14 protein-coding genes are annotated in these 12,876 nt (G+C 67.9%); 7 read left to right on the forward strand and 7 right to left on the reverse strand.

What is annotated here, in order from left to right; genetic code table 11:
- Positions 1 to 120: 120 nt before the first annotated feature.
- Positions 121 to 585, forward strand: a complete 465-nt coding sequence (locus ABD260_RS18570; RefSeq protein ID WP_344234848.1) for a cupredoxin domain-containing protein — start codon at positions 121 to 123, stop codon at positions 583 to 585.
- Positions 585 to 1,910 (forward strand): hypothetical protein, encoded by a 1,326-nt coding sequence (locus tag ABD260_RS18575; RefSeq protein ID WP_344234849.1) that lies wholly within the window; start codon positions 585 to 587, stop codon positions 1,908 to 1,910. Before ABD260_RS18570 ends, ABD260_RS18575 begins: the two co-directional genes overlap by 1 nt.
- On the opposite strand, the gene ABD260_RS18580 is transcribed toward ABD260_RS18575, so the two are convergent.
- From ABD260_RS18580 to ABD260_RS18600, 5 genes are all read right to left on the reverse strand, one after another.
- On the reverse strand, positions 1,890 to 3,113 hold the full coding sequence (locus ABD260_RS18580; RefSeq protein ID WP_344234850.1) for a glycosyltransferase 87 family protein: 1,224 nt from the start codon (positions 3,111 to 3,113) through the stop codon (positions 1,890 to 1,892). The genes ABD260_RS18575 and ABD260_RS18580 overlap by 21 nt on opposite strands.
- Positions 3,110 to 3,781: an HAD family hydrolase gene (locus ABD260_RS18585; RefSeq protein ID WP_344234851.1), complete on the reverse strand. Its 672-nt coding sequence runs from the start codon at positions 3,779 to 3,781 to the stop codon at positions 3,110 to 3,112. Before ABD260_RS18585 ends, ABD260_RS18580 begins: the two co-directional genes overlap by 4 nt.
- Positions 3,782 to 3,847: 66 nt before the next feature.
- A complete protein-coding gene (locus ABD260_RS18590) occupies positions 3,848 to 4,642 on the reverse strand; it encodes a DUF4097 family beta strand repeat-containing protein (RefSeq protein WP_344234852.1) in 795 nt (264 codons plus the stop codon).
- A 99-nt stretch (positions 4,643 to 4,741) separates the two neighbouring features.
- Positions 4,742 to 6,022 (reverse strand): CpaE/TadZ family protein, encoded by a 1,281-nt coding sequence (locus ABD260_RS18595; RefSeq protein ID WP_344234853.1) that lies wholly within the window; start codon positions 6,020 to 6,022, stop codon positions 4,742 to 4,744.
- Complete coding sequence (locus ABD260_RS18600; protein ID WP_344234854.1) at positions 6,022 to 6,681, reverse strand: CpaB family protein; 660 nt, start codon at positions 6,679 to 6,681, stop codon at positions 6,022 to 6,024. The genes ABD260_RS18595 and ABD260_RS18600 overlap by 1 nt, the downstream gene beginning before the upstream one ends.
- A gap of 166 nt (positions 6,682 to 6,847) precedes the next feature.
- On the opposite strand from ABD260_RS18600, the gene ABD260_RS18605 reads away from it, so the two are divergent.
- A complete protein-coding gene (locus tag ABD260_RS18605) occupies positions 6,848 to 7,096 on the forward strand; it encodes a helix-turn-helix domain-containing protein (protein WP_184836195.1) in 249 nt (82 codons plus the stop codon).
- A 277-nt stretch (positions 7,097 to 7,373) separates the two neighbouring features.
- On the opposite strand, the gene ABD260_RS18610 is transcribed toward ABD260_RS18605, so the two are convergent.
- A complete protein-coding gene (locus tag ABD260_RS18610; RefSeq protein ID WP_344234855.1) occupies positions 7,374 to 7,922 on the reverse strand; it encodes a hypothetical protein in 549 nt (182 codons plus the stop codon).
- 157 nt (positions 7,923 to 8,079) lie between these two features.
- On the opposite strand from ABD260_RS18610, the gene ABD260_RS18615 reads away from it, so the two are divergent.
- From ABD260_RS18615 to ABD260_RS18630, 4 genes are all read left to right on the forward strand, one after another.
- Positions 8,080 to 9,177 (forward strand): LysM peptidoglycan-binding domain-containing protein, encoded by a 1,098-nt coding sequence (locus tag ABD260_RS18615; protein ID WP_344234856.1) that lies wholly within the window; start codon positions 8,080 to 8,082, stop codon positions 9,175 to 9,177.
- A gap of 566 nt (positions 9,178 to 9,743) precedes the next feature.
- Positions 9,744 to 10,280, forward strand: coding sequence for a hypothetical protein (locus ABD260_RS18620; RefSeq protein ID WP_344234857.1), 537 nt, complete (start codon positions 9,744 to 9,746; stop codon positions 10,278 to 10,280).
- A 227-nt stretch (positions 10,281 to 10,507) separates the two neighbouring features.
- Positions 10,508 to 10,843, forward strand: coding sequence for an Rv3235 family protein (locus ABD260_RS18625; RefSeq protein WP_344234858.1), 336 nt, complete (start codon positions 10,508 to 10,510; stop codon positions 10,841 to 10,843).
- Positions 10,844 to 11,022: 179 nt separating this feature from the next.
- Positions 11,023 to 11,967 (forward strand): VanW family protein, encoded by a 945-nt coding sequence (locus ABD260_RS18630; RefSeq protein WP_344234859.1) that lies wholly within the window; start codon positions 11,023 to 11,025, stop codon positions 11,965 to 11,967.
- Between the two features lie 272 nt (positions 11,968 to 12,239).
- Here ABD260_RS18630 and ABD260_RS18635 read toward each other — a convergent pair whose 3' ends face one another.
- Positions 12,240 to 12,647 carry a cupin domain-containing protein gene (locus ABD260_RS18635; protein ID WP_344234860.1) on the reverse strand — a complete coding sequence of 136 codons (408 nt, stop codon included), beginning with the start codon at positions 12,645 to 12,647 and terminating at the stop codon, positions 12,240 to 12,242.
- Positions 12,648 to 12,876 lie beyond the last annotated feature (229 nt).

Here is a 12,876-nt window from a genome sequence, read left to right on the forward strand (position 1 = left end):
GCAGGCACGGACAGTGGGCTGCGACACTGGCCGTACGGGAACACTGAGGTATTCGTGTTCGTCAGGCAAGAGGGTGCGTCTTGTGCCCCTCGTAGATCGTCTTGAAAGGCCTCTGGACCGATGCGTTCGACGCTGACCCGCGGTGCCGCCACCGCTCTCCTGCCCACCCTCGGCATGCTGGTCCTGGCCGGCTGTGGTGGAGGCGACTCCAGTAGCGGCTCCGGTTCACCGTCACCGAGCGCGCCGGCGAGCACCCCGGCCGGCTCTGGTACGCCGAGCTCCGGTGCCCCGTCCAGCAGCGGCACCCCGGCGGGTGAGCAGGCCGACGTGAAGATCGACATCACTGTTGCCAACGGCAAGGTCAACCCGAGCGGCGCGACGATCAAGGTCAAGGCCGGCCAGACCGTCCTGGTCACCGCGGTGAGTGACGCGGACGAGGAGCTGCACATCCACGGCTACGACAAGGAGCTGGAGCTCACCCCGGGCAAGTCCGCGTCGGTGAAGTTCACCGCGAACATGAAGGGCACCTTCGAGGTCGAGACCCACAAGTCCGCGAAGCTGGTCGCCAAGCTCGTCGTCTCGTGATGCCTTTGCTTCTGCCGCTGCACGGCATCGGCGGGCGGCAGGATCTGCCGGTTCCGTTCGGGCTGGCGGTCGGGGGTGCGGCGGTCGCGGTGACGCTGTCGTTCGTCATCCTCGGGCTGGCCTGGCGGAGCCCGAAGTACCGGGGCAACGCGTCCGGCGATCCGTTGCCTGCCGCCTTCACCCGGACCGTCGACGCGAGCTGGTTCCGCTGGCTGGTCCGGCTGATCGGCCTGGCGATCTTCCTGTACGCGATGGTGTCGCTGATGTTCGGTGTCGACCGCCTGACGAACCCGATCTTCGGCTTCATCTACATCCTGGTCTGGGTCGGCCTGGTACCCATCTCGCTCCTGCTCGGCCCGGTCTGGCGGACTCTCAACCCGCTGCGAACCATCCACTTACTACTGTCCAAGCTGCTCCGCCAGTCACCGTCGAAGGGCCTGCTGGAGCTACCGGCCTGGGTGGGACTGTGGCCGGCCGCACTGGGCATCTTCGCCTTCACCTGGCTGGAGCTGGTCGCACCGGACAGAGCGACCATTCCAGTACTACAGGCCTGGATCGCGCTGTACGTCGTGATCACGCTCTTCGGCGCGATCCTGTTCGGCGACCGCTGGTTCTCCCAGGGCGATCCGTTCGAGGTGTACGCCACGCTGATGTCGCGCCTGTCCCTGTGGGGTCGTCGTACGGACGGTGCACTGGTAGTACGCCGCCCGCTGGAGAACCTGGACGGTCTGAAACCACAGCCCGGTCTCGTCGGCATGGTCGCCGCACTACTCGGCTCCACTGCGTACGACGGGTTCTCGAACTCGTCGGCCTGGATCGGCTGGGCACAGAACCAGGACATCTCGATGACCTGGCTCGGTACCGGTGCACTGATCGTCTTCATCCTGGTCGTACTACTGACGTACTCCGGCGCCACTGTGCTTGCCGGGCGTCTGTCGGACAGCTCCCGGACTGCACTACCGGGTCTGTTCGCGCACTCCGTCGTACCGATCGTGCTCGGGTACGTGGTGGCGCACTACCTCACACTGTTCATTCTGGAAGGCCAGCGGACGCTGATCTACCTGAGTGACCCACTGAGCAACGGTGCCAACGTCTTCGGCACCGGACTGCTCGCGGTGAACACCGGCATCACCAACCACAGCACAGCGATCGCCGTGGTGCAGGTACTGGCTGTGGTCTGCGGTCACCTACTAGGGGTCATTTCCGCGCACGACCGCGCCGTAGCACTCTTCCCCCGTGCCAGGGCGCTGGTCGGCCAGCTGCCACTTCTAGTAGTGATGGTCGGCTACACCTGCGGCGGCCTGCTACTGCTGTTCTCCAGCTGATGCCTTGGGCAGGCTGCGGCTGGTGACTGCCAGCAGGATGAAGGCGATCATGCCGACGATCAGGTGCGAGTTGCCGGGGATGGCCTGCCAGAACGACCAGTCCAGCTCACGGTCATCCCGGTACGGCACCCACCAGATCGACCGCAGTACGAACAGGCCGTAGAACAGCACACCGGTGGCCACAGCCGGATTCAGGCCCCAGACCCGGTTGATCCCGCGGATCAGGCTGACACCGAGCGGGATGATCCACACCCAGTGGTGGCTCCAGGAGATCGGTGACGCGTACAGCACGGCCAGCGCCAGTACTGCGATCGCTGTGACCCGCTCGTCCGCCAGCCAGTACCGCCGGGCCAGCCAGAGCACCAGCAGGCCGAACACTGCCGACAGCAAGAACCAGGTCGGCTGCACCCAGCCGGCGTTGTTGCCGATCCGGTGCAAGAAGCCGTTGAACGACTGGTTCCCGGTGTAGGCAATTCCACCGACCCGGTTCGCGTCGAGGATCACGCTGGTCCAGTACCGCCACGACTGATGCGGAACGAGCGCGAACCCGACCGCCATCGTCGCCAGCAGGCCGAACAGGGCGTTGCGCAGCGCCCGCCACTGCTTCGTCACCACCAGCAGCGCCAGGAATGGCAGCGGGGTGAGCTTGATGCCGATCGTCACACCGAGCCAGAAGCCGCGCAGCCGGGCGTTGTTCGGCCGGACCAGGTCCAGCAGGATCATCGCGGTCAGCAGCAGGTTGATCTGACCGAACTGGATCGTCTGCCAGACCGGTTCGAGCAGCAGTGAAAGGACGGTCAGCGCGACCAGTACCGCCGTACGCTTCCGTTGGCTGATGAACGACCAGAACGTCTTCGGCAGGCTGGTCCGCCAGAGCGCGGTGATGCACAGCACCGAGATCGTCGTCCAGGTCACCAGCGCGACGCCCCACGGCACCGCGGCCAGTGGGACCATCGCGATCGCCGCGAACGGCGGGTACGTGAACGGGAGGCCAGAGCCGGGCAGTTTCGCGTCGTACAGCGCTTGTCCGTGCAGCAGGACCGAGCCGCCCATCCGGTACACGCGCAGGTCGATCATGCCGCCGTACAGACTGCCGATCCAGGCACCGAGGGCCACGAGGGCCGCGCAGGCGGCGACCGCGATGGCGACGCGGCGGCGGCCGTCCGAACGAGCTGGGGAGGAGGCGGGGGTGGTCACGGTCACGACAGGTCGGCTCCGAACAGGGTTTCCAGGGCTCGCTGAGTCTCGTCGTACGACGTGTGCAGCAGCGCGGTCATGCCGACGGCACGGGCACCGTCGACGTTGAGTTGCAGGTCGTCGATGAAGACGCACTCGGCGGGCTCGAGGTTCAGCCGGCCGGCCGCGAGCCGGAAAATCTCCGGCTCGGGTTTCCGCAGGCCGACCTCACCGGAGATGACGATGTCGTCGAACATCCCGGCCCAGGTCTCCCGGGGATAGGTGTTGCCCCAGGAGTTCGACAGCAGGGCGGTCCGGATGCCGCGCTGGTTGATCCGGCGGACCAGCGCGGACATCGCCGGCTGGTGCTCGAAATGCGCGAACATCCGCTCGATCAGGCCCTCGGCCGGCACCGGCGTACCGTCCTGACGGACCAGCATCGCGGCCAGCTTCCGCTCGAAGTCCGGGACCGCGAGCTGACCGCGCTCGAGCGCGTGCACCGGGTTCAGCTCGGCCTCGGCGGCGGTGGCGCCGGGGCTGTCCGAGGGCAGCCATTTGAGCACCGCCTGGAGGTACGAATCGAAGTCGAAACCGTCCAGTTCCGCCCAGCGGCGGAGCGCCGGTTCCAGGCCTGAGGTGAGGACGCCGCCCCAGTCCACCAGCAGACCACGCGGCTGCGCACGCACCTCGACCATGCCCGCAAGCCTACTCAGCCCACCGGCCCGCTCACCCTGCCGGTCCTGCCGGTCACTCGGCGTAGCTCAGTGGTTGTACTCGATCGTCACGTCGCCGGACGAGGTCTTCGCCTGGATCGTGCGGGTCGCGTTCGGGTCGGTCTTCACGGTCGCGGACTCGTCGCCGGAGGACGTCTTGGTGTCCACCTTGTACGCCTCGTCGCCGGACGGAAGCCGGATCGCGACGTCGCCGGAGCTCGACTTGGCTTCCACCGATTCCGGCGCGACCGTGAACTCCAGGTTCGAACCGCCCGAGCTGCTGTGCGCCGTGACCGAGGTCGAGGTCAGTTCGTCGCCGGTGATTCCGCCGGAGCTGGACTCCATCACCAACGGTCCGCCGACACCATGGGCGTCGATGTCGCCGGAGCTGGTCTTCAGGTTCGCCCCGCCGGGGAATCCGGTGACGGTCACATCACCGCTGCTGTTCTCCACGGTCAGCTTCACGTCTCGCGGAACAGTCAGTACATAGCTGGTCTTGCAGCCGAAGGACAGGAACCCACACCCGCCGGCTTTCAGATCGAGCCGGCCGTCGTCCGGGTGGAACTGCTCCTTCGGGTCCGAACCGAACACGTTCCGCTGGAACTGGCGCTCGACCTTCACCTCAGATCCGTCCCCCGCCCGTACCTCGACCGGTGCCGATCCGCCCTTCACCACGAGTGCATCGCCCTGCAACTGGTACGAGTCCTGGCTGTTCTTCGTACCGTCGGTGAGCCCGGTCAGCGCCCAGTACGCCGCACCGAGAATGAGGGCGACCGAAATGGCGATCCCGTACCGCCGCTGAGACGTCATCGAACTCACCGGACGGTCCTGAACATCGGACATGACGCTCCTCAGCTACGTTACGAAGGTAGTCCCAACCCTGACACAACCAGCCCGCCCTGTCGGCCGGGATAACCCCGACCCCAACCCTGATTCCGCCACCTATGCAGTTACCGGGGTGACCTCCTTCGCGACTGAGGCAGCCAGTTGCTGGAACGACTTGCGGAGCTTGCTCGACTTCGCCGCCTCGGACAGGCTGCGGCCGTGCGTCATCGCCGCATCCACCGCACTCTGGTCGAACGGCAACAGCGCAGCCACCTCAACCCCCGCGTACTGCGCCAGCGCCGCGCCGGCCGCCTCGCCCGGCGACCCACCCAGCGCGCCAGAACGCACCTTGTTCATCACCACCCGAACCACCGCGGACGGCACCACCGCACGCAACTCATGCAGCGCCCGGATCACCCGCGTCAACCCGACCGGATCAGCTGTGCCGACCACGATCACCTCATCGGCCTCTTCGAGGGTCGCCACAGTCGCCCCGTTCCGTCGCGGCGCGAGCGAGTCGAACGAGATCTCCTCATCCGTCTCGATACAGAACGCGACATCCACCACCGTGCACGGCGCCAACTGACGCGCCGTCGACCAAATCGTCTCGATCGCGGCCGGCCGCAACTCCGTCCACCGATCCGCCCGGCTCAGCCCGGTCAGTACGAGCAACCCCGGCTCCACCTGTCTGGCGTGCTTGGCGAGCATGATCAGATCCAGCGAACCGTTCGACGCTGACCGCGCTGCGGCCGCCAGACCGGACGTTTCGTCGAGCATCCCCAGCATTTGCGCGACCGTCCCGCCGTACACATCCGCATCCGCGAGCAAGGTCGGTACGCCCTTCGCGGCCAGCTCGTACGCCAGATTCACCGCGACCGTCGACCGCCCCGGCGCACCGGTCGGCCCCCACACCGCGATCAGCCGGCCAGACCCCGGCTGGAACCCGGCCGGTTCGAGATTCGGCGCGGTCGACTCGGGGGACAGCGGTACGAACCCGCCACCGAAATGCGAAGCCGATATCGGCGGCCCGGCCTCGACCGCATCGATCACGGCCCGGGCCAGGTCGCTCGGGCTGACATCGGCCGGCAGGATGCGCTCGATCCCCATCCGGCTGAGCCGGTCCTCCGGCCCGAACGGCGCGCCCGTCTCGGTCGGATCGACCAGCGCCAGCACCGCGATCCCGCGAGCATGCAGCGCGGCCACCGCATCGCCCGACAAGCGCGGCAGCGCATCGGCCAGCAGCACCGCCCGCGCCTGCCCGCTCACCGCCGCCGCCATCACATCAGCGATGTCGACACAGCGCCGAACGACTCGGATCCCGGGAGCGCGTTCGGTCCGCCGTACGACCTCCGCCTCCCACGGTGCGCCGGTCACGGCCAAGAGCACCGGCGTCGACATCAGCCGGCCTTCCGTACCAGCGTCGGCTCACCCGTGCTCAGTGCGGTCAGCGCCGACGGGATCCGGGTCAGATCGTTCGAGGCGAGCCCGATCAGTACTTGACGCCGCGCCGAACTGCCCGAGACGCCCTTCACCGAATCGACCTGCAGCACCCGGACACTGCTCCACAACGGCTTCGCGGACTGCCCTTCACTCTTCGGCACCACCCACACATCCACCACATCGCCGATCGCGGTATCCGACGGCAACCGGCCGGTCGCGACGGAAAGCGGCAGCTCGGTACGGCCCTGATCGGCCTTCGGTACGGCGGCGTCCTTCGGCACGAACTCCCCCGGACCGATCGACCGGCCCACCACCAGGCCCTTCAAATCAGCATCCGCCGCCACGTACCGCTCCGCGTCCTTGCCACTCGTGAAGCGCACCCGCACCGTGGTCAGGTCGTCGGCCGTCAACGGCATCCCTGTCTTCAGCTCGTGCTTCGCCGCCCAGATCGTGGTCGTGTCATCGGCCGAGGAGAGCAGTTTGGCCCCGGCCAGCGCGGTGACCGCGACGAGCAGCACCCCGAGTACCAGCCGGCCGTCCTTCCACCGCGCCTTCCGATTCCGCTGCGCCGGGGCGGACGGCGCCCCGAACCCGCTCCGCACGGCTGTCTCGGCCACGTCGTCTCCCCCAGTCAATCGTTCGCTCCTCGGCGTTATTCTGCCTGGTTCGTGAGCAGCACGTGAAGGTTTGTCCACAGGCAGTCATATTGGGGACAACCGCGATCATCCGGCCGCGAACCATGGCAAACTGAAGGAACCAGCCATTACCCGAAGGAGCAGGACGATGCCAGGTCCCCGATTCCTCCAGCTCGCGGACGTCGCCGAGGTGCTGAACATCTCCGCGAACCAGGTCTACGCCCTGGTCCGCCGCGGCGACATCCCAGCGGTGAAGATCGGCGGCCGGGGCCAATGGCGAGTCGAGTCGACCGAACTCGAGAAGTACATCGAACGGCTGTACACGGAAACCAAAGAGTTCATCGACACCCACCCGTTCGGCGAAGACGCAGACTCAACGGAGTCCGCCCACCTCTAGCCACACCGCCCACCTCTGAGCACCCACCCGCCCGCGCGGCGAGCTGACGCCCCGCGCGAACTACCCGGCGCCGGCGCCGCACGAGCCGCCCGGCGCACTGGCACCTGCACGAACCGCCCGGCGCACTGGCGCCGCACGGACCGCCAACTGCTGCTGGTCGGCTGGGGTGCTTGCCCCCGCCATCTGGAGGGTTGACCCCTCAGATGGAGGGTTGCCCCCTGGAAATTTGAGGGGTCAACCCTTCAGGCCAGGTGGCAACCCCGCCGGGCGGACGCGGTTAGCGGCGGCGGAGGGCTCGTAGGGCCTGGGTGGGGACGAGGCGCACGTTGTAGACCTCGGTCCGCCGGCGCGGTGTGTCCAGCGGGTGCTCGGCGAGCTCCAGGAAATCCGCGCCGACCCGATCGACCGTCCCGGTCACCGGCCCGCCACCGCTGCAGAACAGCGTGACCGGCGACCGGTCCCGCGCGATCCCGCGCAGCAGATGCGCCAGCCCGAGCTTGCCCTCGACCGCCCCCACGGCCGGCTCCGCCCACGGCCCCAGGCGGTGTACGGCCACCAGCGCGCCCACCGGCACCAACCACTCCTCGGACCACTCGGTCTCGAGCAGCAGACAGTCCTTCCCGACCCGGGTCAGCACGCCGCGTACGGGATCCGCGTCCTGCACCTCGATCCGGACAACGGTGTTCACCGCCCCACGCAGCCGGTCGAGCACGGTGATCTTGCCGACCTCGGCCCGGATCCGGTCGGCCACCTCGCCGTACAGATCGGCGTCCTGAAGCGCCTCGAACTGCGACTCCAGGTCCGCGAACAACGCATCCCACCGCATGCCCGCGAACCTACCTCTCCGCACCACGACCCGTCACTCTCCGCACGCGAGGCCCACGCTGCGTACGCCGAGGACTTGCGAACCCGGCCCAGAACCGGTCTATAGTGATCAAGGCAAAGCAAACTAAAGCAAACTAATAGATCAGGGGCAAAGTGGGATGAACGCGACGATCCGGCTAGTGAAGGGCACGATCGCGGTACTGGCCCTGGCTGCCGTCGCCGTCCTGCTGCGCTGGATCACCGCCGGGTCGATCACCGGCGTCCGCACGTACGACCTCGACTCGCTCACCGTGCTGGCCATCAGCACAGTCGCGTGGATCGCGTACGCCTGGCTGGCCCTCGCCGTCCTCACAACCGCCCTGGAACAACTCCCCGGCCTAACCGGCGCCCTAGCCGGCACCCTGTCCCGCCACATCACCACCGGCACCGCCCGCACCCTGCTCCGCTCCGGCTTAGGCGTAGCCGCCGTCACTCCCCTAACCCTCACCACAGCCCAAGCCACCCCCACCCAAACCCACCAGACCACCCCCACCCCTCAGGCCGAGCCCGCTTCCAACCTGAAGATCCCCACCGCCCCCACCGCCCGCACGAGCAACCACACCGTCAGCCCCCCAACAAGCGACACCGCCACCTTCCGCGCCACCGAACCCGCATCAACCATCAAACTCGGCCCCGAGGTGGGCGGTTCTGGTCGCCGAGACACTCCCACTCACCGCACCTCCCCGGGCGCGCCCGGCACCCCTGGCCGCGGTACGACGCCTGGTCCCGGTGCGGTGAGTGGGAGGCCGACACCTGCAGATCAACCTGGTGGTACGCGGCTACCGGCGGATCGACCGGCTGGCAAGAAGCCAACGGATCGGCGAACGCGGATCGGAGAGCCGGATCGGCGGACGCGGATTGGGGTGCCGGATCGGCCGACTGATGGGGCGCCCATCCGGTACACGGATGTGCGAGCTGCAGCTGCCATTCGGGTGGTAGTACGCGACGGGGACTCGCTGTGGACGCTGGCAGCTCGCGAACTTGGTACGGGAGCGACAGACGACACCATCGCGACCCGATGGCTCGACTGGTACGCCGCAAACCGCCAGCTGATCGGACCGAATCCCAACCTCCTCATCCCCGGCCAGGTACTCCAAGTACCTCCCATTCGCGGAGGCGCACCAAGCAATCACGGCGGCGGCGTGCCGTCCACCGGCGGCGAGCACGTGCCGCCGACTCAAGGCGATCACCTCCCGCCGACCGATCAGGAGAAGTGACATGAGCCGGAACCTCCGCGCGAACCACCTCCCGCCCGGCAAGTCACCCTCCATCCGCGGTGCGACCTCCGCGTACACCCCCGCACTCGCCCGCGACGAAGCCGCCGAACAATCCGCCGGTGAGGGCGCTGGTGACGGCGCTGGTGAGGGCGCTGGTGAGGGCGCTGGTGAGGGCGCCGAAGGATCCGCCGGTGAAACCGCCGGGGCAGCGGGTGATGAAGCCGGTGGGGTCGACGGACTGCCTGCCAGGGCAGGGAGAGATGCGATGGGCGCAGTTGCCAGTGGAGGCGGGACAGCGGCGGAGGCCCTCCGTACACCGAACACGACGAAGGAGAACCTGATGCGTTCCAACGCGGTACCTGACGACCACGCCGACTCTCCCGTCGACGTCACGCCTGAGGAGACAGTCACCCTCACACTCATCACCACAGACGCGGACGAACCGCCCGACACACCTGCGGGCGCTGGATCCTCGACTGGCGCAGCTGCTGCAGCTGCGGATGGTTCGGCCGATCGTCTGGTGGTTGGCACCCGAGGTCTGACCGACGGCTTGGTGGTTGGGGGTCATGCTGCTGACGGTCCTGCTGGCGGAGGTCCCGTTGGCAGGGGTCCTGCTACTGCGGGTGCCGCAGCTGACAGCCGCCTTGAGAGCGCTGGTGGTCAGCCTGTTCGCGCCGTTGGCGGTCAGCCTGTTCGCGCCGTTGGTGGTCAGTCGGTTGACGGCGTTGGTAGTCAGTCCGTTGGTGGAGATGCTGGCAGTGCAGGGAGCGGGTCGGGCGGTGGGGCTGTGGGGAGTGGTGCTCCTGGGTCTGCTGACGGCGGTACGGGCGGGACGCCGGCTGGCTCCGGGCGTGCAGACGATGCGGCCGGTGCGCTGGACGACGCGGACACGGCGGACGACGCGGGTGCGGCGGGCGGCTCGGGCGCGGCGGACAGCGCGGGTGCGGCGGACGGCGCGGGCACGGCGGACGGCGCGCGTGCGGTGGACGGCCCGGGCGCGGGGGGCGGCGCGGGTGCGGTGGTTGCTGCGGTTGTGCGGGATCGGTCTTTGGCGGGTGGTGGGCGGGGGGTGCCGGCGGCGGGGCGGTACGGCGGGGAGCTGAATGAGAAGGCGCTGACGTCGCGGCTTGGGACGGTCAAACGGTTGGGGGTTGGTGCGGTCGGCGGGGCGGGACAGCCAGTTGGTGCTCGTACGCCGCTGGCTCTGGGGGCGGTTGAGGAGGCGACCGAGGGCACGAAGTCGGTCGAGGAGGGCGAGGCTGGCGCTGCGCAGGCTGTTCGTGCGGGTGTTCCTGCGGGCGTTCGGGCGGGTGGGGGGCCGGGGGTTCCGGTGCCGGAGGCTCGGGCTTGGGGGGCTCGGTTGGCTCAGGCTGTTTCTGAGGTGCTGGTGGGGGACCGGCCGATTTCGCAGTTGGTTCGGTTTGTGGATGAGTCGGTGTTTGCGGATGTCAATCGGCGGGTGCGGATGCTGGGGATGACGTCTACGGCCGGGAGTCGGGGAGCGAAGGAGAAGAGCACGATGCGGTCGGTGCGCGTGTTCATGCCGGAGCCGTCGATCGCCGAGGTGTCAGCTCACGTACGGCACGGGGACCGCTCCCGCGCGATCGCACTGCGGATGGAGATTCGTCGGAATCGCTGGGTGTGTACTGCACTCGAGCTTGGCTGAGATGTTCGCGGCGGGGCGGAGTCGGCGTACGGATGTATTTGGCGTGGATCGAACTCTTTGAGGTGGCTGGGCGTCTTAGGGAGCGCAACGTGATCGTGCTGTTGCTGTCATGTGGTTGCGGCGGCTGCGGCGTACGGTGACCGGAGTTGGGTCGGATGGTCTTCTTTTCGGGGGAAATTGTGACTGACGTGACTGTGCGGGACGAGCTGGTGGGGGCGCCGGCGGGTGGTTGGCGGGTGGGGGTTGAGGAGCTGAGCGCGGCCGAGCGGGCCCGCGTGTTGCCGGCGGTTCGGCGGCGGCGGTGGAGTGAGCGGGTGCCGATGGCGTACCCGTTGGCGGTGCGGTACCACCGGGGGCTGAAGCGCATCGAGTGGATGCGGTCCAGCACGGCGTACGCGGGTACGCGGCAGGTTGATGCCCTTCCGGTACGGATCAAGCGGCACAAGTCGTTGCTGTTGCGGCAGCTCGGGGAGACCGAGATGTGGATGCAGCACAACAAGGTGACCAACTTGAAGCTCGCCTGCGGTCAGGTGGATGGGCTGCTGATCCGGCCGGGTGAGACGTTCTCGTTCAACAAGGTGGTCGGGAACGCGACGCGCCGCAAGGGTTACCTGAAAGGGATGCGGCTGTCGAACGGGCAGGCCAAGCCGGGGATCGGTGGTGGCATTTGCCAGCTCGCCAATCTGCTGCACTGGATGGTGCTGCACTCGCCGTTGACTGTGACGCAGCGGTCGACGCACAGTTTCGATCCGTTCCCGGACAACGGGCGGGTGCTGCCGTGGGGTGTGGGGTGCAGCATCGTCTACAACTACGTGGATCTGCAGTTCCGCAACGACACGGATCAGACGTTCCAGTTGCGGGTGGATGTCGGCGAGCGGTACCTGCAGGGTGAGATCCTCGCGGACGTACCGGCCGAATCGTCGTACCGCGTGTTCGCGAAGGGCGAGCGGTTCTTGCGGGCCGGCGCGGACTACTTCCGGCGGAACGAGATCTGGCGAACCGTGATCGATCGGCGTACGGGCAGCGCGCTCCGCGACGAACTGATCCGCGAAAATGTTGCCCTGGTCAAGTACGTCCCGGTCGACGTCCCCGTACTCGACGTGATCCTCCCCAAAACCTTCTGACCCAACGGGCTCTTCACCGCAGCCCCGCCTCCCGTCTCAGGGGTCAACTCCTGAGCTGGTGGGTTTGGCCGCGAGATTCTCAGGGGTCAACCCACCGCCTGAGGGGCTGACCCCCGAGACGGTGGGATTGGCCGCGAGATTCCCGGGGGTCAACCCATCATCCGAGGGGCTGACCCCTGAGACGGTGGGATTGGCCGCGAGATTTTCGGGGGTCAACCCATCGTCTGAGGGGCTGGCCCCTGAGACGTCGAGGGGTGGGGAAGGGGGGTGAACTAGCTGAGTAGGGTTGAGCCGTGCTTTTCGAAGAGGGCGGCTACGTCTCCGGAGAAGCCGTTGTGTAGTTCGGTCAGCATGGCTTGGGTTGTGGCGGACATGACGAGGACGTATCGGGCGGGCTCTTCGGATGGGTTGCCGAATGTGTGGGGGACGCCGCGGGGCCCGACAATCCCGGAGCCGGCTGGTACGTCGTAGAACTCGCCGTCGATGTTTAGACGGAGCGTTCCGGACAGGACGTACCACGCCTCGTCGTCGGTGTGGTGGACGTGTAGTGGGGCCTGCCAGGCGACTTCGTCGGTGGTGCGGCCGGCGGCTTCCCATTCGGCTAGGACCAGGCCGGAGCCTTCGGGCGCGACCGTCCGGCCGAGCAGGGGTACGGCCGATAAGTCGGTGCGACGCGGCACTGGGATCTCCTCCTCGTGGCGGTTCCCCGTCGTCACTGGGTAGCCGCGGTCTGGCGGTTCCCCGTCGTCACCGGGTAGCCGCGGTCTGGCGGTTCCCCGGTCGCCGCTGGGTAGCCGCGGTCTGGCGGTTTCCCATCGTCACCGGGTAGCCATGGTCTGGCGGTTCCCCGGTCGCCGCTGGGTAGCCGCGGTCTGGCGGTTTCCCCATCGCGACCGGGTGGGGCCGGTT

This window comes from Kribbella hippodromi (genome assembly GCF_039531045.1).
In the GTDB taxonomy this organism is placed as follows: Bacteria; Actinomycetota; Actinomycetes; order Propionibacteriales; family Kribbellaceae; genus Kribbella; species Kribbella hippodromi.